Genomic DNA, 22,623 nt, shown 5'->3' with positions numbered 1-22,623 from the left:
AGGGAGTTAGCGTCCTGACAAGATTCAGGCTTTGGTCAAGGCGGCCTTGACCAGAGCGGACACGGCGGTCATGTCGGCGCGACCGGCCAGCTTCGGCTTCAGCACGCCCATGACCTTGCCCATGTCCTGCGGACCGCCGGCGCCGGTGGCGGCAACGGCGGCTTGCACTTCAGCCTTGATCTCGTCCTCGGACAGGCCGGCAGGCATGTAAGTTGTCAGGATGGCCAGTTCGGCCTTCTCGATGTCGGCCAGATCCTGGCGACCGCCGGCTTCGAACTGGCTGATGGAATCCTTGCGCTGCTTGACCATCTTGTCGATGATCGCCAACACCATGGCGTCGTCGAGCTCAACGCGCTCATCGACTTCCTTTTGCTTCATCGCCGCGGTGATCAGGCGAATCGTACCCAGCTTGGCCGCCTCTTTGGCGCGCATCGCCGCCTTCATGTCTTCGGTGATTTGCTCTTTCAGACCCATTGCATTCTCCAGAGATAAGCGATTGATTCAATCTAGCATAAGCCTCAAATCCCAGCCGCTGAAGTGCGTCGCAAAGGACTTATATGAGACCACGTAGGCCGTCGATAAGCGTAGCGAGCAGGACCGACATGTGGATCGAGGAGCGGAATCGTACGAATGTACGATGAGCACCGCAGACCGCATGCCGGTTCGCGCAGTAGCTTAGCGACGGCCTACGAATGCGAAAACCCGCTGTGGTGTTTACCAGAGCGGGTTTAACGTGGTCGCGCACACCAAGGCGGCGCGACAGGAATTTCTTAGTACAGCTTCTTAGGCAGTTGCTGGCTGCGGATGCGCTTGTAGTGACGCTTCACTGCGGCTGCCAGCTTGCGCTTGCGTTCTGCTGTCGGCTTTTCGTAAAACTCGCGCGCGCGCAACTCGGTCAACAGACCGGTTTTTTCAATAGTGCGCTTGAAGCGGCGCATGGCGACTTCGAACGGCTCGTTTTCTTTAAGACGAATAGTGGTCATGTAGATTCAAACCAAAGAGGTTAGGTTGGATACGGAAAGAACGCGATTTTAGCAGACCCAAGCGGACAATGGAAGCTTTACCGTGGCTTTTTTCCAACCGGTCAGCAAAAAATTCAAATAAATCAACGATTTGGGATGCGTGCCGGAAACATACACTCCATCCTATTCAATCGCCTGCCCCGCCGCCACACCCGACGCCCAGGCCCACTGGAAGTTGTAGCCGCCCAGCCAGCCGGTCACGTCGACCGCCTCGCCGATGAAATGCAGGCCAGGCACCTTGTTGACCATCATGCTCTGCTGCGACAGCTCACGGGTGTCGACGCCGCCCATGGTGACTTCGGCCTTGCGGTAGCCTTCCGAGCCGTTCGGCTTGATGGTCCAGCGATTGAGCGCTTCGCCCACCTGGCGCAGTTGCTTGTCCGGCATGTCGGCGACGCGCGCGGCGCCGTCGAATCCGTTGGCTTTGAGCAAGCCATCGGCCAATCGCGCCGGCAGCCATTGCCCCAGCTGGTTGCCGAGATTCTTCTTGAGCGTGGTCTTGCCTTCGATCAGGGCCTCGGCGACGTCGATCTGCGGCAGCAGGTTCAGCGTCAGCGATGCGCCCTGCTGCCAGAAGCTGGAAATCTGCAGGATTGCCGGGCCGGACAGGCCACGGTGAGTAAACAGCAGGTCTTCGAGGAAATAGCCGCGCTCTTTCTTGACGCCGGTTTCGACTTCGACTTCCAGCGCGATGCCGGCCAGGTCGACGAAAGGCTGCCAGCCGGCGCCGTCGAAGGTCAGCGGCACCAGGCCCGGGCGCGTCTCGACCAGCTTGATGTCGAACTGTTTGGCGATGCGATAGGCGAAGTCGGTGGCGCCGATCTTGGGAATCGACAAACCGCCCGTGGCGATCACCACGTTACGCGCCAGGATTTCGCCGGAATCCGTCTCCAGCCGGAACAGCTCGCCATCCTTGCCCACCGAGGCCACGCCGCACGGCATGCGCCACTCGACATGGCCGGAATCGCACTCGGCCTTGAGCATGGCGATGATTTCTTCGGACGAGTCATTGCAGAACAACTGGCCCTTGTGCTTCTCATGGAAGCTGATCTGGTAGCGCTTGACCAGCGTGAGGAAGTCCTGCGGCGTGTAGCGCGACAAGGCGCTTTTGCAGAAATGGGGATTTTGCGAGAGGAAGTTCTGCGGCGTCGCGCCGATGTTGGTGAAGTTGCAACGGCCCCCGCCGGAGATGCGGATCTTCTCAGCCAGCTTGGATGCGTGGTCGATCAGCACCACCGACTTGCCGCGCTGGCCGGCTACGGCCGCGCACATCATGCCGGCGGCGCCGGCGCCGATTACTGCTACATCGAATGGTGTTGTCATGTTTGCTTTCGCCAGCCTGCTTCGCTGGCGAAGGCAGGGGCATCATTGGAAGTAAGAAGGCGGCGACCGGTCCATCCACAGTTCAGACGACAGACGCATCATATCGTTGAGCGAACCGCGCTGGGCAAATGCCTGGCGCAGCCAGCCGGCGTCGCTGAGCCGGTTGTGCGCCATGTGGCGCAAGCGTTTCAGGGTCAGTTCCTCGACCTCGTTTTGCACATACGGTTGCAGCAACTGCAATTGCAACAGCAAATGCTCGAAGATCGGCAGTTTACTCGAAGTCGCCGGCGTTTCGCCATGCAAAGCCAGCATGCCGTTCAATCCGAAGCGGCTGGCCTCGAAACGGTTGTACTGGTACAGCAGGTAAAAATCGTCGCGCATCACAAACGGCCGCTCGGTCAGGATCCAGCGCGCCAGCAGTTGCGCATAGGCGCCCAGATGGGCGGCGTGCTCGATGGTCAGCGGGGTGTCGCAGACGCGGATCTCGACGGTGCCATATTCGGGCTTGGGGCGGATGTCCCAGTAGAAATCCTTCATGCTGGCGACGATGCCCATCTGCAGCAGCTCGTCGTAGTAAGTCTCGAACTCGGCCCACTTGGTCTGCACCGGCGCCGTACCCGACAGCGGGAACGCGCGCACCACGTTGCTGCGCGAGGAGTCGAACTTGGTGTCGGCGCCCTGATAGAACGGCGACGCCGCCGACAGCGCGATGAAGTGCGGCACGAAGCGAGAGAACGCATGCGTCAGATACAGCGCGTCATCGCCGTTGGCCACGCCGATGTGGATGTGCTGGCCGAACACGGTGAAGGTCTTGGCCAGGTAGCCGTACTTCTCGTGCAGGTGATAGAAGCGCTCGCTCGGCGTGATGCGCTGCTCGTTCCAGTGCTGGAACGGATGCGCGCCGCCGCCGGAGACGTCGATGTTGAGATATTGGGCGCCGTTGTTGAGGGCGCCGCGCAGATCTTTCAACTCTTCGATCAACTCGTCGACGCGGGTGTGGATGCCCGAATTGAGTTCGATCATCCCTTGTGTCATTTCCAGCTTGATCTGCTTTTGCAGTTCGCGCGGCTCGATCCAGGTCAGCAGGTCGACGGCGTCGCTGGCGAGGTTGTAGTTGCGGCGATTGACCAGTTGCAATTCCAGCTCGATGCCCATCGTGAACGGCGTGGAGGAAGTGAACGGCAAGATGCCGGCGCTGGACGTCGGAAAATGCGTCAGTCCTTCTTCATGCACCGGCGCAGCGGCAGCGATAGAGGTAGGGGCATAGGTAGTGGTAGTAGTCATTCGCGTCCGCTTTCACCAGATTTGATCAGGGCGAATTGGGTGGCGACAGGGCCAAACAATTCCAGCACGATCAGACATCCCGCCAGCAAGGGCACGACGTCGGACGTGGTATGCGGGTACAGGTTGGAAATCGTCTGCATCAGTCCGAGTCCCGCCTCGGTCATCGGCAGGGTACCCAGGGTAAGCAGCCCGGCCTGCTTCCAGTTCATGCGCGCAAAACGGGCGAACAGGAACACGCCGCAGCCCATCGCCACGAAGCGCGCGGCAATCAGGATCAGCACCGACAAGCCGACCATGCTCAGGTCCGCCAGGCGCATGGACGCGCCCACCGTGACGAACAGCATCACCACGAACAATTCGTTGGCGACGCCGAATTCCAGCTCCATCAGGTCGTACTGGCGGTCCAGGTTCTTCGACATGATGGCGAAGATCAGCATTGTCAGCATCACCGGCAAATGCAGCGCATGCGCCACGCCGATGGCCAGCGCGATGACCGAAATCACCAGCACGAACTGGCGGCTGCCCTGGCGACCGAGCAGACGCGCCAGCGGCATCATCAGCCAGTAAGTCAGGTAGGCCAGCACCAGCGAACCGATCAGCGAATAGGCGGTGTGTTCGACCAGCGTCAGCAGCGGCGTGCCCGATTCATGCGCAATCACCGGCAGCAAGGCATAGGCGGCCAGGATGGCGACGAAGTTGTTGAGCGCAGTCATGGTCGCCAGGCGACGCGTGACCTGGCCTTCGGCCTTGAGGTCGCGCAGCACCACCAGCACTACGGCCGGCGCGGTGGCGATGGCCCACACGCCGCCCAGCAAGGCCAGCACGTTGGAGGTGCCGAACCACAGCAAGGCCAGGCTGACGAAGGTGAAGCACAGCACGGCCGAGGTGACGACGGTGGCCAGCAGCCACTTCTCACGGCGCAGCCAGCCGATGTCGACGTAGCGACCCAGTTGATAAACCACCAACGCGACGGCAATGTCAGCGAAGATATTGGTCACGCTCAGCACATCGCCGGACAGCCAGTTCAGGCCGCCGCCGCCAAGGATGAAACCGACGATCAGATAACCCGTGATGCGCGGCACCCATGGCGACTTCGACACGATATGACCGGCTATCAGCCCGAACAGCAATAAGCTACCGAACAGCAGCAACGCGTTCCATTGGATCGGTTGTGCCAGGGCGAAAGACGGAAGAGTCCACTGCATAGCTCCTCCTGATATTTATTTTGACGGTGCGCGCGCTTCGCCTGTTCCTTGGCGACGCTGTCGACTACGCACGGATGATTGATATAAAGCGATGATTCTTGAACGCTTCTTGAACATTAACCCCGGTAGGGAACCCGAGGTTAAACCATTTTTGTATTAAACGAAGTTTTTTCCTGTGATGTGATCGTCTTTTGTTAAGTGGTCACTAAGTGGTCAATCTGAAGGCGATGCCATTATTCCCAAAGCCGACCATCGGCAGTTATCAGCGCAGACCTGATTTGCTTGTCAGAAAACACTGACAAGAGCGCCGTGCGATAACGCGCCAATTGCGCCTGATAAGCGGCGCGCTCGCTGTCGAGCAGATTGCGCTTGTAATCAAGCACCCAGACTTCGTCGTCGAACACCACCACGCGGTCGCAACGCAATACGCCGTCGGTTGTGACGATCTCCATTTCATCGCGCGCATGGCGATGCAAGGCTGGATTGAAGAAACGCTCCAGCGCCGGTTGCGCCAACATATTGACGGCCTGGGCGCGGATCACCGCCGCCAGCGGACGCGGGCACGGCAGCCAGCGCGCAATGGCGGCCTCGTCGGGCAATGTTACCGGCCAGGTGCGCGCATGCAGCGCACGTTCCAGCAGCGCGTGCAAGGCTACGCCTTCGTCGATGGCGTCGTTGCTGTAGCTCTCCGGCGTATCGACCGCCGGCGCCGGCAACGGCGTCGGGATGAACAGCGGCAGTGTGAAATGTTCTTCGCGCTGTTGGCCGGCGTCGTTGACCTGCGCAGGTGGCGCTACCAATTCCACGCCCTGCTCCTCGCCGGCGCGGTCGAACAGCCGGCTGTACCAGCTGCCCTCCTGGATGCCGCCTTCCAGCGCGCCCTTGGTGCCAGCCACGCCGCTGACGATCAGCAATTGCTTGGCGCGTGTCAGCGCGACGTAGAGCAGGTTCCAATCCTCCTGCATCTTGAAATGCTCTTCGGCGTCGAACCAGCGATCGCGCGCCGTGCCGCGCTCGCTCTTGCGCCCGAAGGCGGAGAAATGCGTCGGCGCGTCTTCGTCCTGCGGCCAGTCGCACAGGATGCCGATGTTGTCGTTGGCGGGATCGCTGTGATTGGTGTCCATCATCACGACCACCGGCGCTTCCAGGCCCTTGGCACTGTGTACGGTGAGGATGCGCACGGCGTCGGCGGCGGCATCAATGCTGGCCTCGTCGGGCGCATCGCTTTCGGCGTGGCGCTGCAAGACGCGCAGCGCGTCGATGAATTTCGGCAGGCTGGGATAACGGCCGGCGTCGAGGTTGAGCGCCAGTTCGACGAAAGCCTCGATGTTGCCGAGCGCCTGGCTGCGCATGGATGGCGCGACGGCCTGGGCATAGCGCGCGGCCAGTTGGCCTTCGTGCAGGATGCGGTCGAGCAGATCGTGCACCGGATAATGCGGCGCAGCGTCCAGCCATTGCGCGAGCAGGTGCGCAGCGCGTTCGACAGCGGCTGATGCGGAACCGGATTGCTGCGCAGCGAGCACGCGTTTCCACCAGTCGGATTCACTGCGTTGCGCCAGCGCGATCAGGTCCCCGTCGGTGGCGCCGATGATCGGACTCTTCAGCACATGGGCCAAGGCCCGCGTGTCATTGGGCGTGATCAGGAAAGTCAGCAGCGCAATCAGGTCGGCAATCTCGAGCGAATCAAGCAAACCGCCGCGCTTGTCGGAGACAAACGGAATGCCGGCTTCGCGCAATGCGCTTTCATACGCGATCAGATGACGGCGCTTCTTCACCAGCAGCATGACGTCGCCCCACTTGAGCGCACGCCCGCCGACTTGGATGCGCTGACGCGCCAGCAAAATCGCCTGCGCCACCTGGCGGCCTTCGTCGCGCCGGCGCGCATCGTCTTCTTCCTCGCGCGGGGTGATCAGCGGATTACGCAGCGCCGATGGAGCAGCGTCGGTCTTGTCCTCTTCGGCCGCCTCGGGCGCCTGCACCAGCGGCAAGCGCCACACCGCGCCGCCGTCCATGCCCAGCGTGGTCTGCGGTGCGAACAAGGCATTGCGGCCGCTGAAGCTGGTGTTGAGCACGTCGACGATGACGCTGGCGTTGCGGCGCGTCTGATTGGCGCGCAAGACCGCCGCGCCCTGCTGTTCCAGCAAGGTGCGCGCGGCGGCGAACACACGCGGCTCGGCGCGGCGGAAGCGGTAAATCGATTGCTTGGGATCACCCACCACGAACACGCTCGGCTGCGCCGCATCGCCGCCGTAGGCACGCAGCCAGGCGCGCACGATGCTCCATTGCAGCGGGTTGGTGTCCTGGAATTCGTCCAGCAGGATGTGCTTGTAGCGCGCGTCGAGGCGGCTTTGCAGATAGGCCGCACTCTCTTCGTTGGTGAGCAGGCGGTAGGCGTGCCATTCCAGATCGGCGAAATCGAACACGCGCTGCTCGGCCTTCACTTCCTGATAGGCGTCGAGATAGGCGCGGCCCGCTGTGAACAGGGCGCGATTGAGCCTGAGCACAATGCCTTCGGCGCTGCGTCGCTGCAACAGCCGCAGTTCATTGCCGGTCAGTTCAAACACTTCATCGAACAGCGACACGGCGACCTCTTCGTCGACGCCGTAGTGCTTGCTCAATGCCGCCTTCAAATCCTTGGTCTTGGTGTTGCCGCGCGGTTTGCCGTTGTCGTCATAGAACTGCGTCGCCAATGCGGCGAACTGCTCCACCGACGCGTCACCGCTCACCAGCGTTTCGATGGCGACCGCGCGTTTCTGGTTGGTTGCCGTGCCTTTGCCGAGCAGCGAAGAAATTTCGTACAGCCGCGCCTTCAGCGCCTCGCTGCTCCAGACGGTCAGTCGCGCGTCTCGTGCGGCATCGGGCCCGCACAACTCTTCCAGCCATTGCAGCGGCGCGTCTTCCGAGGATAGCGGCGGCATGGTTGCAGCCCACCACTCGGCACGCTTGTCGAGGAAGGAATCGAGCAGATTGCGCGCACCGCTGTCGCCGGCCAGGTCGTACAGCTCCAGCAGGGCCAGCTTGATCTCTTGTTGCGCCGGCTTTTGCACCGCCTGCATGAAGCGGCGGTAGGCCTCGTTCATGAGCTCGCCGTTTTTCTCGGTCAGCGCATAGCCGTGCGGCACGCCCGACGCCAGCGGAGCGATCTGCAACAAGCGGGCGAACCAGCTGTGGAAGGTGTCGATCGACAAACCCTGCTGCCCTGCGAGAATCTGTTCGTACAGCGAGCGCGCCAGCGGCATCACGCGCGGCAGCTCGTCGGCGTCGACGCCGCGTTCCAGCAGCAACTGGCGTGCCTGTTCGGCCGGCGCCAGCGTCAGTTCGTGCAGCAGTTCCATCAGGCGTTCGCGCATTTCCTGTGCGGCCTTGCGGGTGAAGGTGATCGCCAGCAGTTCGGCCGGCTGCGCCCCCGCGAGCAGCAATCGCAACATGCGCGCCACCAGCAGCCAGGTCTTGCCGCTGCCGGCGCAGGCTTCCACCACGACCGACTGGCGCGGATCGCAGGCGGCTGCGGTGAACGCCGCCGCTTCTGCGGGACGGCCGTTGATTTCGTAGGCGGAGATCGATCCTTTGTTGTTTACGCTGTTCATGTCGTTCATTGCCAGACTCCCTTGCGGCACAGTCCGCGCACATCGCAATACTGGCAAACCGATTCGATGCCGTTGGCCGGCAGCGGCGCATCGTTGCCGATGGCCTGCACGACAGTGATGATCTGCTGCTGCAGGGCCTGCTGCTGGGCTTCGAAATCGGGTGCGGCGACGTCACCGGTCTTGTCCCTGGACGGCTCCAGCGCGACGTAATGCGCAGCAGCCATGGTCTGGCCCGACAGCAAGCCGTAGAACGGCAGCTGGTGATCTTCGGCATTCTTCAACTTGGCGACCAGCGATGGCAACGAACTGGTCTTGTAGTCGAGCACCGCGCGTTCGCCCTCGGCATTTTCATCGACGCGATCGAGGCGGCCGTACAACTCGATACCGCCGTCCGGCCAGGCCAGTGCATGCTGCAAGGGCAATTCGCCCAGCACGAAATGCCAGCCCGACGCTTCGCGTTCGTTGGCCCAGACCAGGTACGCCGGCATCACCTTGCGCCAGCGCGCTTCGTAACCGAGCGCAGCGGGATGTTCGCGGATCGCCTTGCCGAAGACGTCATCCGAGATGGTCGCCAGCAAGGCCGCACGCTGCTCGACAGGCGTCTTCGCGTCGCGCAACGCTTCGTGGTATTTCATCAGAATTTCATGCAGCCAGCCGCCGTAGTCGCGTTTCTCGGGCATGTCGGACAGTTCGTCCATGACGTTCACGCGCAGCATGTGCTGAGCGAAGAATTGATACGGGCAGGCCACCAGCCGGTTGTAGGCGCTGGCCGACAAGCGCGCCGGCGTCAGCTCAGCGGCCGACGGCGCGGGCATGACGGAGGGTGCGGCAAGCAATTCATGCAGCGGCAAATCGTGGCGCAGCTCGCGCAGCGGCGCCATGCCGGCTTTTGCCAGGCACAGTTCGAGACGCTCAAGCCACGGGCTCTTGGGATTCGGTTCACCGTCTTTATGGGTCTGCCAGGACAGCACCACTTCGCGATTGGCGCACAGCAGTTCGGTCAGGTCGCGCAATTGCTGATGCTGGCGTGACAGCCGCGTGGGCAATCCAAGCTCGTGGCGCACGGCGTTCGAGAAGAACAGCGTTTCCTGCGGTTGCGACGGCAGATGCTCGGCGTCGGCGCCGATCACCAGCACTGCGTCGAAATTGCGCAGGCGCGCGCCGTTGAGCGGCAGCATGACGATGCGGCGATCGGTGATCGGCGGCATGAACGTGACGGCGTCGAGCTGCAGGTTCAGCAGCGCGCGCCATTCCGAGAAGGAGAACAATTCGCCGCCGTCGCCGTCCGATTGCCGGGCGCCGAGGTCGTCCAGCAATTGCAGCACCTGCTGGCCGGCGATGTCCTGCGCGAATGCATCGCGCATGTCGAGCGCATCGAGCAATTGCTGTGCGCACGCGCTCCAGTCGATCAGGTTCTTGCGGCCGTCGAACAGCGCGGCCTGCGCAGCCACTGCCTGCAAAACCTCTGCGGCAAGCGAACCGCTCTTGAACGCCGCTTGCACGCTGCGCCATTCGCCGGAAATATTCTCGCGCCGCAATTGCCACTCGATCTGCATTACCGCCGCGCTCTTGTCGGCCATGCCGGCGAAGATGAACGGCGACTTCAGCAGGTCGAGCAATGCGGTGGTTTCGCCGCGCGAAGTGACGACGTCGCACCATGCTGCCATCGCTGCGGCGGCGCGGGTGGTCGACAGCTTCCAGCCGGTTTCGTCGGCCACCGAGACTTGCGCACGCTCCAGCAAAGCGCGCAGGCGGCGCGCGCTGACGCGATCCTGGGCGACGATGGCGATGTCGTCCTTGCCTTGGCGCAGCCAGTCGAGCACGATCTGCGCGCTCTGCAGCGAAGCGTCCTCGAGACTCGCGGCCGGACACAGCGCCAGCGTCGGCGCGTCCATCTGCGGCGCGAACAGGTCATCCGGCGCAGGGGCCAGCGGTGCGTCGCACAATTCCGGCCATGCAGTCTGGTACAGCAAGGGGATATCCGGGCCGCGCCAATCGATCTGCACCGACTGCACGTCGGCATGTTCGCCGTAGGCTTCGAGGAAGGCCTGCTCCATCGGTTCGGGCGCGACCGGGCTGATCCACATCAGCGGCGCCAATGGCGCATGCGCGCCCGGTTTGGCCAGCGCCAGCATGCGCTGGTAGCGCTGCGCGGTCTTGTCATTGCCGTCGAGCTGGCTCTGCCAGATTGACCAGACCAGTTGCGCCTCGTCCGAGAGCATGCTGCGCGCCGACGGCGACAATTGCGCCAGCGCGGCTTGCCAGCGTTCGTCCGCATCTCCCGGGGTGCGCTCCATGGCCGGCAGCAATGCCTGGGTCAGTTCATCCGACAGCGACAGCAGCGTCTGCGCCAGCGGCAGCAGGTCGGTGTTGCGGCGCGCCGTAAACATCTTCTTGAGCCAGCCGTGCTGGCGCAATTGCGCGTACAGCTGCATCAGGCGTTCGCTGTCGTCCTGCTGCGGCTGGGGCGCCTGCATGGCCAGCCAGCCGGCCATGGTGTTGATGCGCGGCGGGATGAAGCCGGCCTGTTGCGGCGACCGGCGCTGCAGCGCCTGGGCCAGCGCCGCGCGCCAGTGCACCGCATGCGAAAACGCCGGCACCACCACCTGATAACCGGAAAAGTCGTGCGACCCCGCCTCCACTGCTGCGCCCAGCATGTGCTCCGCCTCCAGTAAGGCGACAGCGGTCTGCGGCCAGAAATCGATGGAAGGGCTGATCAGCAGGGGCGAATGCAACATTAAAAGGAGGCCGGAGAGAAAAATATATTTATCGAAATGATTGCCGGAATCTATCGACCCGGCATGTCTTTGCCGCATTGTATGCGACCGGCCGGGTCAATTGGCAACCTTGGCAACCGCCCTGCAACAGGCTTTGCCGGATGGCGGCCTATCGGCGGCGGCAAGGCGCACTTTTCCCAAAAATGGGTTATGATTGCCTCCGTACCCCGCCGAATACCCGTTGCCGCGTTTCAAAATACTTGAATCAGGGCACAACGACTCCATCTGCTTTAAGCAAAGTTACGCAATGAAGCAACTCCGGAAGCGTTGATGGCATACGCCAAGCAAATGGTATGTTCCCCCGGCGCTATTTGACCACTTACTTATATATATTCCCTCAGATCGAGGATCTACCATGAGCGAAAACATCAAACACATCTCCGACGCCTCTTTTGAAGCAGACGTCCTGAAATCCGACAAGCCAGTCCTGGTGGACTTCTGGGCTGAATGGTGCGGTCCTTGCAAAGCGATCGCCCCGATTCTGGAAGAAGTCGCCAAGGAATACGAAGGCAAACTGCAGATCGCCAAGCTGGACGTCGATGCAAACCAGGCTATTCCAGCCAAGTTCGGCATCCGCGGCATTCCGACGCTGATCCTGTTCAAGAACGGCGCAGCAGCAGCGCAAAAAGTCGGCGCTCTGGCAAAAGGCCAGCTGACTTCGTTCATCGACAGCAACATCTAAGAAGATTCACAGCGGCGGTGCGCTCGCATCGCCGCTTGTTGTGCTTACCGGTAGCCTGAAAATCGATACACGTAAGCTAGTTTTTTAATTTACCCACACCACGCAATTCCCTCCCCCACCTTTTACTATTCCCATCCCGGGACACTCTTATGCACTTATCAGAATTAAAGGCGTTACACGTCTCCGCATTGCTTGAAATGGCAATTGGCCTGGACATCGATAACGCGGCGCGCCTGCGCAAACAAGAACTGATGTTCGCGATCCTCAAAAAACGCGCGAAATCGGGAGAACAAATTTTCGGCGACGGCGCCCTTGAAGTGTTGCCTGACGGCTTCGGCTTCCTGCGCTCGCCTGACGCCAGCTACATGGCGTCCACTGACGACATTTACATTTCGCCTTCGCAAATCCGCCGCTTCAATCTGCACACCGGCGACTCGATCGAAGGCGAAGTGCGCACACCAAAAGACGGCGAGCGCTACTTTGCGCTGGTCAAGGTCGACAAGGTCAACGGCGAAGCGCCGGAAGCCTCCAAGCACCGCATCCTGTTTGAAAACCTCACGCCGCTGCATCCGAACAAGATCATGCAGCTCGAGCGCGAAATGCGCGGCGAGGAAAACATCACCGGCCGCATCATCGACCTGATCGCGCCGATCGGCCGCGGCCAGCGCGGCCTGCTGGTGGCGTCGCCGAAGTCCGGTAAATCGGTCATGCTGCAACACATCGCCCACGCCATCACCACCAACCATCCCGACACCGTGATGATCGTCCTGCTGATCGACGAACGTCCGGAAGAAGTGACCGAAATGCAGCGCTCGGTGCGCGGCGAAGTCGTCGCATCGACTTTCGACGAACCGGCCACGCGTCACGTGCAGGTCGCCGAAATGGTGCTGGAAAAAGCCAAGCGTCTGGTTGAAATGAAGAAGGACGTGGTCATCCTGCTGGACTCGATCACCCGTCTGGCGCGCGCCTACAATACCGTGATCCCGGCGTCCGGCAAGGTTCTGACCGGCGGTGTCGACGCCAACGCGCTGCAACGTCCGAAGCGCTTCTTCGGCGCCGCCCGCAACATCGAAGAAGGCGGTTCGCTGACCATCATCGCGACGGCCCTGATCGAAACCGGCAGCCGCATGGATGACGTGATCTACGAAGAATTCAAGGGTACCGGCAACATGGAAGTCCATCTGGAACGCCGCCTCGCCGAGAAGCGCGTCTACCCGGCCATCAACCTCAGCAAGTCCGGCACACGCCGCGAAGAACTGCTGATCAAGCCGGACCAGCTGCAAAAGATCTGGGTCCTGCGCAAGCTGATGTACGACATGGACGAAATCGAAGCGATGGAATTCATCCTCGACAAGATGAAGTCGACCAAGAACAATGCCGAGTTCTTTGACATGATGCGTCGCGGCAGCGAACGTTAATCAACGCGGCGCTTTGCCGCCGCTGAAGCTGTGAATTGAAAATCCGCCCGGGTGACCAGGCGGATTTTTTTATGTCTGCGCCATGCGATGCACGTTTAACCGATATCCGCCTGCTTGCCTCCGTGGTCGCCGTGGTCGCAGCGAACGCCGGCGGCAGAAAAACGCCATGTCAGGCAACGACAAGCCAGCTCTTCGATCTCGTCTTGACACTTCGGTCTTACATTTTTTATCGCGGGCATGCACCGCGAATACAGTAAACTGTGCCGACAAATTCACCTGCGGACAACAACGAGCAGTGCCGCAATGGCACACCTCTTGCATGACAGGTGACCAGGCATTCCGCCGGAATGTCTGGCGACTAACAAGATTAACGAGACTGGCCGGGCGATGCGGTACCGCACGACAGGGAGACAATGATGTCCGATGCACACTCCAACGGCGCCGGCAACCCGCGCGCCAATATTCCATTGACCGACGTCATGCTACGTCGCCTCAAGCTGAAACCGCTGTTGATTTTCGAACGCGTGCTCAGTTCGTCCTCGATCGCGCGTGCGGCGCGGGAACTGAACCTGACCCAGCCCGCCGTCACCAAGGCCATCCAGGAGCTGGAAGCCGACCTCGAGGTGCCGCTGTTCGAACGCACCAACCGCGGCGTCACGCCGACCTGCTACGGCACTCTCCTCGGCACGCGCGTCAAGACGGTGATCGCCGAGCTGCGCTACCTGACCGACGAACTCAACACTTTCCGCACCGGCGACAGCGGCCACGTCATCATCGGCACGGTCATCTCGGCGTCGGCCCGGCTTCTGCCCCAGGCGATCACGCGCCTCAAGCACCAGCGTCCCGGCGTGCTGATCACCGTGCGTGACGGTCCGACCGATCAATTGTTCCCGGCGCTGGCGACCGGTGAACTCGACATCGTGGTCGGCCGTCTGCCCGAACGCGATCTGCCGCTGGCGCGCATGTATGCGTTCGAACACAACGTGCTGTATCGCGAAGCACTGTGCGCGGTAGTCGGCTGCAAGCATCCGCTGGCCAAAAGCATCGATATCCAGCTGGCGGATTTGCTCGACTGGCCGTGGATTTTTCCGCTGCAAGTCTCGCCTGCACGACTGACCGCCGAGCATCTGTTCCTCGACGCCGGCCTCAGCATCCCGACCAACGTGGTGGAATCGCTGTCGGTGCTGACCAACATCGGCCTGATGCAGGACTCTCCGTCGATTTCGCTGATGCCGCGTGCCGTGGCCCAGCACTTTGCCAATCTCAACCTCCTTTCCATCCTCGAATTGGGCGATCTCGGCGACTTCGGCGACATCGGTTATTCCGTCCGTACCGACCGCAAGCCCACGCCCGCCGCGCAGGCGTTTATCACCTGCCTCAAAGAGACCGCAGCAGAGTACTGACCTCTTGAAAGCCGCGCCGAACCGGATGCATCCCCGCCCTCATCATGCGGCCGGCTGATCATTATGGAAGCATTTGAGTATTTTTAGCGTTATTTATAAACAAATGACGGCAAATCACTCAAGACCTGCGGCCATAAATTCATGGAATACTAAAGTCCTGTTTTTTCATTATGTTTCATATCTGGCTCTCCCTATACTAGCTCCAACAAGTGATCCAGCAAGCCTGCGCAAACGGTCAAACCTCAAGAAAAACCGGCGCAAAATCAAGTAGATAGAAGTCATCCATACGCATACCTTCGCCTTTTCGTCAGAACAGGAGACGGGCTCGTCACGACAACTTCGGCTGCCGGTCCAGCACGCTTTTATATCGGGAGACCCGCTCGTGAGTTCTTTGAGTTCGACATCATCTGTACACCTGCGTCCGCAGTTACGACACTTCATCAATGGAGAATTTGTCGCCGGCGACAAGACCTTCCGCAACATCTCGCCCGTCAACGGCAAGCACATCGCCGACGTCTGCGAAGCCGATGCGAACCACGTCGACGCCGCCGTCAAGGCCGCGCAAGCCGCACTTGATGGTCCATGGGGCCGTATGGCCGTATCGGAGCGCGCGGCCATGCTGCACAAGATCGCCGATGGCATTCAGGCGCGTTTCGATGAGTTCGTCGCGGCCGAAGTGGCCGACACCGGTCGACCGGTGCATCAGGCGCGCACCCTCGACGTCGCGCGCGGCATCGCCAATTTCCGCACTTTCGCTGATCTGGCCAAGACTGCCAACACCGACCTGTTCCAGAGCGAAAGCGCGGATGGCCTTGGTGCGCTCAACTACACCGTGCGCAAGCCCCTCGGCGTGGTCGGCATCATCTCGCCGTGGAATCTGCCGCTGCTGCTGTTCACGTGGAAAGTCGCTCCCGCACTGGCTTGCGGCAACACCGTCGTCGCCAAGCCGTCGGAAGAATCCCCCTCCTCCGCAACACTGCTAGCCGAAGTGATCCGCGACGTGGGTGTGCCGCCGGGCGTGTTCAACCTGATCCATGGTTTCGGCGGCAATTCGGCCGGTGAATTCCTTACGCGCCATCCCGGCATCGACGCCATCACCTTCACCGGCGAATCGAAAACCGGCAGCACCATCATGAAGGCAGTCGCCGACGGCATGAAGGAAGTATCCTTCGAACTGGGCGGAAAAAATGCTGCCGTCGTCTTCGCCGATGCCGATTTCGATGCCGCCGTGGCCGGCGTGATGCGCTCGTCCTTCACCAACTCCGGCCAGGTCTGCCTGTGCTCGGAACGCGTCTATGTCGAACGTCCCATCTTCGATCGCTTCGTCGCCGCGATGAAAGAGAAGACGCAAGCGCTGAAGATCGGCTACCCGGCAGAAGACAATGTCGACATGGGCCCGCTGATTTCACACGGCCATCGCGACAAGGTGCTGTCCTATTACCGCCTTGCCGTCGAAGAAGGCGCAACCGTGGTCGCGGGCGGTGGTATCCCGACATTCAACGACGAACGCGACGACGGCGCCTACGTGCAGCCGACCATCTGGACCGGTCTGCCCGACGACGCGCGCTGCGTGACGGAAGAAATCTTCGGCCCGGTCTGCCACATCGCGCCGTTCGACCGCGAAGATGAAGTCATCGACCGCATCAACGACAGCGACTACGGCCTCGCCTGCGCCATCTGGACCTCCGACCTCAAGCGTGCGCACCGCGTTGCACCGCAGATCGAAGCCGGACTCGTGTGGGTCAACACCTGGTATCTGCGCGACCTGCGCACGCCCTTCGGCGGCGTCAAGCAATCGGGACTGGGGCGCGAAGGCGGCCGTTATTCGCTGGACTTCTACTCGGAAGTCACCAACATCTGCATCAAGCTGTGAGCGAGGCCGGGATGAACATGATCAAGAACAACCGTACCTGCATCCAGTCGGATGCCATTCCCGCGCCGCGCTTCCGCTACAGCCCTTGCGTGCAAATCGGCCCGGTGGTGCAGGTGTCCGGCATGGTGGCGCTCGACGCCGCCACCGGCAAGCTCGCTGAAGGTGGTCCCGGCGCCGAGACGCGCGTCATCCTCGCCAACCTGAAGAAGGCGATGCCCGACTACGACGTCACCCTGGACGACCTGCTGATCGCGCGCATCTTCACCACGCGCTTCGACGCCTTCGCCGAGATCAACGCCGCGTGGGAAGAAGTCTTCACCGCTGAAGTCATCCCGCCGGCGCGCACCACGGTCGGCGTCACCGCGCTGCCGTTGGGCGCTACCGTCGAAATCGAATTCTCTTTCGTCCAATCCTGAGGACTGCCCTATGACAACCGCAATCGAACAAGCCGCCGAGCGTCTCTGGCAAGCCCATGCGACCGCCAAGCCTTGCGACCCGGTACGCGACCTGATCGGCACGACCGATGTGGAAGCCGCCTACGCCGTCCAGCAACATAACACCGCGCGCTGGATCGCCCAGGGTCGTCGCCTCGTCGGCCGCAAGATCGGCCTGACCTCCAAGGCAGTACAAAAGCAACTCGGCGTCGACCAGCCTGACTTCGGCATGCTGTTTGCCGACATGTGCGTAGCCGACGGCGAAGCGATCGATATCGCCCGCATCCTGCAACCCAAGATCGAAGCGGAAATCGCGCTCGTCATCGAACGCCCGCTGAACCACGCCAAGCACACCGTGGCCGACATCATCAACGCCACCGCCTACGCCTTGCCGGCACTGGAAATCGTCGGTAGTCGCGTCGCTGGCTGGGACATCCGCCTGACCGACACGATTGCCGACAACGCCTCCAGCGGCCTGTTCGTGCTCGGTTCACGTCCGGTCAAGCTGGCTGATTTCGACATCGTCAACTGCGGCATGCTGATGGAACGCCGCGGCGACCAGGTGTCGATCGGCGCCGGCGCCGCCTGCCTCGGCAATCCGCTCAACGCCGCCGTCTGGCTGGCCGACGTCATGGCGCGCGTGGGCAATCCGCTGCAACCGGGCGACATCATCATGACCGGCGCACTCGGGCCGATGGTGGTGGCCGCTGCGGGCGACGTGTTCGATGCGCAGATCGAAGGACTCGGCCGCGTCAGCGCGCTCTTTTCGGAATAACGGCAACATTTAAGGAAGCAGCATGAGCACAGAAAACACACAGCGCGTCGACGTCGCCATCATCGGTTCCGGCAATATCGGCACCGACCTGATGATCAAGGTCTTGCGCAATTCCAAGCATCTGAACATGGGCGCCATGGTCGGCATCGATCCGTCCTCGGACGGCCTGGCGCGCGCCGCCCGCATGGGCGTGACCACCACCCACGAAGGCGTACAGGGCCTGACCAGACTGCCAGGCTTCGGCAAGATCAAAATCGCGTTCGACGCCACCTCCGCCGGCGCCCACGCCGAGCACAACCGCATCCTGCAAGAACACGGCATCCAGGTCATCGACCTGACGCCGGCCGCCATTGGCCCTTACGTGATCCCGGTGGTCAATCTGCAAGAACATCTCGACAGCCCCAACATCAACATGGTCACCTGCGGCGGCCAGGCGACGATCCCCGTAGTGCGCGCCGTATCGCGCGTGGCGACCGTGCATTACGCCGAGATCGTGGCGTCGATCGCCAGCAAATCCGCCGGCCCCGGCACCCGCGCCAACATCGACGAATTCACCGAGACCACCTCGAAGGCCATCGTCAGCGTCGGCGGCGCCGCACGCGGCAAGGCCATCATCATCATGAACCCGGCCGAACCGCCGCTAATCATGCGCGACACGGTGTTCTGCCTGGCCGACGCCAGCGCCAACGAAGACGAGATCCGCGCTTCCATCGAAAAGATGGTGGCCGACGTCGCCGCCTATGTGCCCGGCTATCGCCTCAAGCAACAGGTGCAGTTTGACCGCATCCCGGCCGACCAACCGATCAACATCCCTGGTCTCGGCAAGGTCGGCGGCCTCAAGGTGTCGGTGTTCCTCGAAGTGGAAGGTGCGGCGCACTACCTGCCCGCCTACGCCGGCAACCTCGACATCATGACCTCGGCCGCCATGGCCGCCGCCGAGAACATCGCCGCGCGTCTGGCGAATTAAGGAAATTACGCTCATGCAAACCGATAAGAAAATCTACATCTCCGACGTCACGCTGCGCGACGGCATGCACGCCATCCGCCATCAGTATTCGCTGGAGAATGCGGTCGCCATCGCCAAAGAACTGGACGCCGCCAAAGTCGACAGCATCGAAGTCGCCCACGGCGACGGCCTGTGCGGATCGAGCTTCAACTACGGCTTCGGCGCACACACCGACCTGGAGTGGATCGAAGCCGTCGCCGGCGTGCTGCAACATGCACGCGTGGCGACCTTGCTGATTCCCGGCATCGGCACCGTGCACGACCTCGACGCCGCGTATTCCGCCGGGGCACGCACCGTGCGCGTGGCAACGCACTGCACCGAAGCAGACGTCTCGAAACAGCACATCGAACATGCACGCAAACTTGGCATGGATACCGTCGGATTTTTGATGATGTCGCACATGACGACGCCGGCAGCCTTGGCGCACCAAGCCAGGTTGATGGAATCCTACGGCGCGCAGTGTGTGTACGTGGTCGACTCCGGCGGTGCGCTATCGATGCGCGACGTCGCCGACCGCTTCAAGGCATTCAAGGACACACTCAAACCCGAAACCGAAACCGGCATGCATGCGCATCATAATCTGTCGCTGGGCGTGGCCAACTCCATCGTCGCGGTGGAGCACGGCTGCGACCGTGTCGATGCTTCGCTGGCCGGCATGGGCGCAGGCGCGGGCAATGCGCCGCTGGAAGTCTTCATCGCTGCCGTCGACCGCCTGGGCTACCAGCACGGCACCGAATTGTTCACGTTGATGAACGCCGCCGACGATCTGGTGCGCCCGCTGCAAGACCGTCCGGTGCGCGTGGACCGCGAGACGCTGGCGCTCGGTTATGCCGGCGTGTATTCCAGCTTCCTGCGTCATGCTGAAGCAGCGGCGAAACGCTATGGCATCGCCGCCGTCGACATCCTGGTCGAACTGGGTCGCCGCCGTATGGTCGGCGGTCAGGAAGACATGATCGTCGACGTCGCGCTGGATCTGCTGGAGCAACGCAAAACCGCCAAGGTGCCGGCATGAGCGCGGCCAGCCTGCAAGCCCTGGCGACCACGCTGGACGCCGCCGCACGCGATCGCCATGAAGTCGATCCGCTGACGCCCAGGCATGCCTTCTCGCTGGATCAGGCCTATCACATTCAGCGCGCCTCGATTGCCCAGCGCCACGCACGCGGCGAAAAGCCGATCGGCATCAAGCTCGGCTTCACCAGCCGCGCCAAGATGATCCAGATGGGCGTCGACAGTCTGATCTGGGGTCTGCTGACCGACGCCATGCTGCGCGAAGAAGGCGGCGTAGTCGACCTCGGCGATTTCATCCACCCGCGCGTCGAGCCGGAAGTCTGCTTCGTCACCAGCAAAGTGATTGATCGTCCGCTGACGCTGCTTGAAGCCGGCAATTATCTCGAAGCCGTAGCGCCGGCGATGGAGATCATTGACTCGCGCTATCGCAATTTCAAGTTCACGCTGGAAGACGTGGTGGCCGACAACTGCTCGTCCGCCGGTCTGATCGTCGGTGCGTTTTCCGACGACGTACGGGACTTGCGATCGCTGAGCAACCGTGGCGTCGCCATGCGTTTCAACGGCCATGCAGTCCAGCTAGGCAGCACCGGCGCCATCCTCGGCAATCCGCTGCGCAGCATCGTGCAGGCATCGCAATTGCTTGCCGCGGCAGAGATGTCGCTGCCGGCCGGCTCGCTGATCATGGCCGGTGCGGCGACAGCGGCCGAAGCCCTGCACCCCGGTTTGCATGTGAGCACCGACATCGGCGGTCTGGGCCGCGTCGAATTTTTTACCGGGAAACAATGATGAATCAACTCACCCTGAATACCCAGGCCAAGCTGGTCGAAGGCAAGGCGCTGCCGCGCGGTAAATTCCCGCACGTCAAACGCGCCGGCGATTTCCTGTTCGTTTCCGGCACCAGTTCACGCCGCCCTGACAATAGTTTCGAAGGCGTGGAAGTCGACGAGATGGGCACCACCAAACTCGACGTTAAAGCGCAGACACGCGCCGTGATCGAGAATATCCGCGGCATCCTGCACAGCGTCGGCGCCGAGTTGTCGGACGTCGTTGAAATCTCGACGTTCCTCGTCAACATGAACGACTTCGGAGGTTATAACGAGGTATACGGGGAATACTTCGATTACGATGGTCCTACACGCACGACGGTGGCGGTCCATCAATTGCCGCACCCGCACTTGCTCATCGAAATTAAAGCAATTGCTTACAAACCCAAATAACAACTAAGGAGACAGCATGTTTACTTACGGCATGCCGCTGAACTTCAAGAAATGGCTGGACGATCACGCCGATCGCCTCAAGCCGCCGGTCGGCAACCAGCAAGTCTGGCAAGACGCCGACTTCATCGTGACCGTGGTCGGCGGTCCGAATCAGCGCACCGATTTCCACGACGATCCGCTGGAAGAATTCTTCTATCAGTTCAAGGGCAACGCCTATCTGGAGATCATGGACAACGGCAAGGTGGAACGCGTCGACCTCAAGGAAGGCGACATCTTCCTGCTGCCGCCGCATGTGCGCCATTCGCCGCAGCGTCCGGAGCCGGAAAGCCGCTGCATGGTCATCGAGCGCCAGCGCCCCGAGGGCGTGACCGATGGTTTCGAGTGGTATTGCCTGCAATGCAACCATCTGGTGTATCGCGTCGAGGTGCAATTGAAGAGCATCGTGGCCGATCTACCGCCGCTGTTCGAACGCTTTTACGGCGACGCCGGCCTGCGCCTGTGCAAACACTGCGGCGCCACGCATCCGGGCAAGCACGCGCACGGCGCTGTGCTGCCATCGTCAACAACACAACAAGGGGCCAAGCCTTGAGCAATACACAACCGCAAGTGATCGATATTCACTCGCACTTTTTCCCGCCGATTACCCAGGCCGAAGCCGCCGCACTCGACCCGCACGCCGCCCCTTGGCTGCAAGTCAAGGACAACGAACACGGCATGATCATGACCGGCAGCAAGCCGTTCCGTCCGGTGTATTCCGCGCTGTGGGACCCGGCGCGCCGCATCGCTGAAATGGACAAGGCAGGTGTCGACCTGCAAATCATGTGCGCCACGCCGGTAATGTTCGGCTATAGCTATCCAGTCGAGCAAGCCTTGCCGTGGGCGCAGCGCATGAACGACTATGCCATCGAGCTGTGCGCGCATGACCCCAGGCGTCTGAAGACGCTGGCACAGGTGCCGCTGCAGAACATCGATGCGGCCTGCCTGGAAGCCTCGCGCGCCAAGAGCATCGGCCACATCGGCGTGCAGATCGGCAATCACCTCGGCAGCAAGGATCTGGACGACGCCGACATGCTGACCTTCCTGACCCATTGCGCCAATGAAGGCATCCCGCTGCTGGTGCATCCCTGGGACATGATGGGCGGCGAGCAGCGCATGAAAAAATGGATGCTGCCATGGCTGGTCGCAATGCCGGCGGAAACCCAGCTCGGCATCCTGTCGCTGATTTTGTCCGGCGCTTTTGAACGCCTGCCGACATCGCTGAAGATTTGCTTCGCCCATGGTGGCGGCAGCTTCGCCTTCCTGCTGGGCCGCGTCGACAACGCCTGGCGCGAGCGCGACATCATCCGCGAAGACTGCCCCAAGCTGCCGTCGTCGTACGTCGATCGTTTCCACGTGGACTCGGCCGTGTTCGACAGCCGCGCGCTGGAACTGCTGGTCGACATCATGGGCGAAGAGCGCGTGATGCTGGGTTCGGACTATCCCTACCCGCTGGGCGAGCAACAGGTCGGCCAGCTGATCCGCGACACCCGCTTCAGCGCGGCGACGCATGCCCAGCTGTTGGCGGGCAATGCACGCAGGTTCTTCGGCATCTGATTGTCAGGATGCTGAG

Annotated in this window: 19 protein-coding genes; 12 read left to right on the top strand and 7 right to left on the bottom strand. The window is 61.7% G+C overall.

Annotated elements, in window-relative coordinates; translation table 11 throughout:
• Positions 1–24: 24 nt before the first annotated feature.
• The 7 genes from E4P32_RS12400 to E4P32_RS12370 form a co-directional block, all read right to left on the bottom strand.
• Positions 25–474 (bottom strand): GatB/YqeY domain-containing protein, encoded by a 450-nt coding sequence (locus E4P32_RS12400; RefSeq protein ID WP_116436836.1) that lies wholly within the window; start codon positions 472–474, stop codon positions 25–27.
• A 296-nt stretch (positions 475–770) separates the two neighbouring features.
• Positions 771–983: a 30S ribosomal protein S21 gene (gene rpsU / locus E4P32_RS12395; protein WP_005665410.1), complete on the bottom strand. Its 213-nt coding sequence runs from the start codon at positions 981–983 to the stop codon at positions 771–773.
• Between the two features lie 162 nt (positions 984–1,145).
• Complete coding sequence (locus E4P32_RS12390; protein ID WP_116436837.1) at positions 1,146–2,345, bottom strand: NAD(P)/FAD-dependent oxidoreductase; 1,200 nt, start codon at positions 2,343–2,345, stop codon at positions 1,146–1,148.
• Positions 2,346–2,387: 42 nt separating this feature from the next.
• The gene (locus E4P32_RS12385; RefSeq protein WP_116436838.1) at positions 2,388–3,629 is read right to left on the bottom strand and encodes a YbdK family carboxylate-amine ligase; all 1,242 of its coding nucleotides are present in this window, start codon (positions 3,627–3,629) and stop codon (positions 2,388–2,390) included.
• Positions 3,626–4,834, bottom strand: a complete 1,209-nt coding sequence (locus E4P32_RS12380; protein ID WP_116436839.1) for a cation:proton antiporter — start codon at positions 4,832–4,834, stop codon at positions 3,626–3,628. Before E4P32_RS12380 ends, E4P32_RS12385 begins: the two co-directional genes overlap by 4 nt.
• A gap of 233 nt (positions 4,835–5,067) precedes the next feature.
• Positions 5,068–8,421 (bottom strand): UvrD-helicase domain-containing protein, encoded by a 3,354-nt coding sequence (locus E4P32_RS12375; RefSeq protein WP_116436896.1) that lies wholly within the window; start codon positions 8,419–8,421, stop codon positions 5,068–5,070.
• A gap of 5 nt (positions 8,422–8,426) precedes the next feature.
• Complete coding sequence (locus E4P32_RS12370; RefSeq protein WP_116436840.1) at positions 8,427–11,159, bottom strand: PD-(D/E)XK nuclease family protein; 2,733 nt, start codon at positions 11,157–11,159, stop codon at positions 8,427–8,429.
• A 394-nt stretch (positions 11,160–11,553) separates the two neighbouring features.
• Here E4P32_RS12370 and trxA point away from each other — a divergent pair, with 394 nt between their 5' ends.
• The 12 genes from trxA (at position 11,554) to E4P32_RS12310 (ending at position 22,607) form a co-directional block, all read left to right on the top strand.
• Complete coding sequence (trxA, locus tag E4P32_RS12365) at positions 11,554–11,880, top strand: thioredoxin TrxA (RefSeq protein WP_116436841.1); 327 nt, start codon at positions 11,554–11,556, stop codon at positions 11,878–11,880.
• 149 nt (positions 11,881–12,029) lie between these two features.
• Positions 12,030–13,298: a transcription termination factor Rho gene (gene rho / locus E4P32_RS12360; protein WP_040503902.1), complete on the top strand. Its 1,269-nt coding sequence runs from the start codon at positions 12,030–12,032 to the stop codon at positions 13,296–13,298.
• A 416-nt stretch (positions 13,299–13,714) separates the two neighbouring features.
• The gene (locus E4P32_RS12355) at positions 13,715–14,701 is read left to right on the top strand and encodes a LysR substrate-binding domain-containing protein (protein ID WP_116436842.1); all 987 of its coding nucleotides are present in this window, start codon (positions 13,715–13,717) and stop codon (positions 14,699–14,701) included.
• A 382-nt stretch (positions 14,702–15,083) separates the two neighbouring features.
• Entirely contained in the window at positions 15,084–16,574 is a 1,491-nt protein-coding gene (locus tag E4P32_RS12350; protein ID WP_233526791.1) for a 2-hydroxymuconic semialdehyde dehydrogenase, read from the top strand.
• Between the two features lie 11 nt (positions 16,575–16,585).
• Positions 16,586–16,990 (top strand): RidA family protein, encoded by a 405-nt coding sequence (locus E4P32_RS12345; protein ID WP_233526792.1) that lies wholly within the window; start codon positions 16,586–16,588, stop codon positions 16,988–16,990.
• A gap of 10 nt (positions 16,991–17,000) precedes the next feature.
• Entirely contained in the window at positions 17,001–17,783 is a 783-nt protein-coding gene (gene mhpD, locus E4P32_RS12340) for a 2-keto-4-pentenoate hydratase (protein WP_116436844.1), read from the top strand.
• Between the two features lie 22 nt (positions 17,784–17,805).
• A complete protein-coding gene (locus E4P32_RS12335; RefSeq protein ID WP_116436845.1) occupies positions 17,806–18,750 on the top strand; it encodes an acetaldehyde dehydrogenase (acetylating) in 945 nt (314 codons plus the stop codon).
• Positions 18,751–18,763: 13 nt separating this feature from the next.
• Positions 18,764–19,801 (top strand): 4-hydroxy-2-oxovalerate aldolase, encoded by a 1,038-nt coding sequence (gene dmpG / locus E4P32_RS12330; RefSeq protein ID WP_116436846.1) that lies wholly within the window; start codon positions 18,764–18,766, stop codon positions 19,799–19,801.
• Positions 19,798–20,583 carry a fumarylacetoacetate hydrolase family protein gene (locus tag E4P32_RS12325; RefSeq protein ID WP_116436847.1) on the top strand — a complete coding sequence of 262 codons (786 nt, stop codon included), beginning with the start codon at positions 19,798–19,800 and terminating at the stop codon, positions 20,581–20,583. Before dmpG ends, E4P32_RS12325 begins: the two co-directional genes overlap by 4 nt.
• On the top strand, positions 20,583–21,014 hold the full coding sequence (locus E4P32_RS12320; protein WP_116436848.1) for a RidA family protein: 432 nt from the start codon (positions 20,583–20,585) through the stop codon (positions 21,012–21,014). The genes E4P32_RS12325 and E4P32_RS12320 overlap by 1 nt, the downstream gene beginning before the upstream one ends.
• Positions 21,015–21,030: 16 nt before the next feature.
• Entirely contained in the window at positions 21,031–21,603 is a 573-nt protein-coding gene (locus E4P32_RS12315; RefSeq protein WP_116436849.1) for a 3-hydroxyanthranilate 3,4-dioxygenase, read from the top strand.
• Positions 21,600–22,607, top strand: coding sequence for an amidohydrolase family protein (locus E4P32_RS12310; protein WP_233526793.1), 1,008 nt, complete (start codon positions 21,600–21,602; stop codon positions 22,605–22,607). Before E4P32_RS12315 ends, E4P32_RS12310 begins: the two co-directional genes overlap by 4 nt.
• Positions 22,608–22,623 lie beyond the last annotated feature (16 nt).

Origin of the sequence: Herbaspirillum sp. 3R11, from assembly GCF_004563925.1 — a bacterium.
Classification (GTDB): Bacteria; Pseudomonadota; Gammaproteobacteria; order Burkholderiales; family Burkholderiaceae_D; genus Herbaspirillum.
Note: the sequence above shows the minus strand (reverse complement) of the source record. Positions and strands in the feature narration are given on the sequence as shown.

Coding starts and splice junctions, on each gene's coding strand:
- E4P32_RS12400 (WP_116436836.1), bottom strand. CDS start 474: ATGGGTCTGAAAGAGCAAATCACCGAAGACATGAAGGCGGCGATGCGC.
- rpsU (WP_005665410.1), bottom strand. CDS start 983: ATGACCACTATTCGTCTTAAAGAAAACGAGCCGTTCGAAGTCGCCATG.
- E4P32_RS12390 (WP_116436837.1), bottom strand. CDS start 2,345: ATGACAACACCATTCGATGTAGCAGTAATCGGCGCCGGCGCCGCCGGC.
- E4P32_RS12385 (WP_116436838.1), bottom strand. CDS start 3,629: ATGACTACTACCACTACCTATGCCCCTACCTCTATCGCTGCCGCTGCG.
- E4P32_RS12380 (WP_116436839.1), bottom strand. CDS start 4,834: ATGCAGTGGACTCTTCCGTCTTTCGCCCTGGCACAACCGATCCAATGG.
- E4P32_RS12375 (WP_116436896.1), bottom strand. CDS start 8,421: ATGAACAGCGTAAACAACAAAGGATCGATCTCCGCCTACGAAATCAAC.
- E4P32_RS12370 (WP_116436840.1), bottom strand. CDS start 11,159: ATGTTGCATTCGCCCCTGCTGATCAGCCCTTCCATCGATTTCTGGCCG.
- trxA (WP_116436841.1), top strand. CDS start 11,554: ATGAGCGAAAACATCAAACACATCTCCGACGCCTCTTTTGAAGCAGAC.
- rho (WP_040503902.1), top strand. CDS start 12,030: ATGCACTTATCAGAATTAAAGGCGTTACACGTCTCCGCATTGCTTGAA.
- E4P32_RS12355 (WP_116436842.1), top strand. CDS start 13,715: ATGTCCGATGCACACTCCAACGGCGCCGGCAACCCGCGCGCCAATATT.
- E4P32_RS12345 (WP_233526792.1), top strand. CDS start 16,586: ATGAACATGATCAAGAACAACCGTACCTGCATCCAGTCGGATGCCATT.
- mhpD (WP_116436844.1), top strand. CDS start 17,001: ATGACAACCGCAATCGAACAAGCCGCCGAGCGTCTCTGGCAAGCCCAT.
- E4P32_RS12335 (WP_116436845.1), top strand. CDS start 17,806: ATGAGCACAGAAAACACACAGCGCGTCGACGTCGCCATCATCGGTTCC.
- dmpG (WP_116436846.1), top strand. CDS start 18,764: ATGCAAACCGATAAGAAAATCTACATCTCCGACGTCACGCTGCGCGAC.
- E4P32_RS12325 (WP_116436847.1), top strand. CDS start 19,798: ATGAGCGCGGCCAGCCTGCAAGCCCTGGCGACCACGCTGGACGCCGCC.
- E4P32_RS12320 (WP_116436848.1), top strand. CDS start 20,583: ATGAATCAACTCACCCTGAATACCCAGGCCAAGCTGGTCGAAGGCAAG.
- E4P32_RS12315 (WP_116436849.1), top strand. CDS start 21,031: ATGTTTACTTACGGCATGCCGCTGAACTTCAAGAAATGGCTGGACGAT.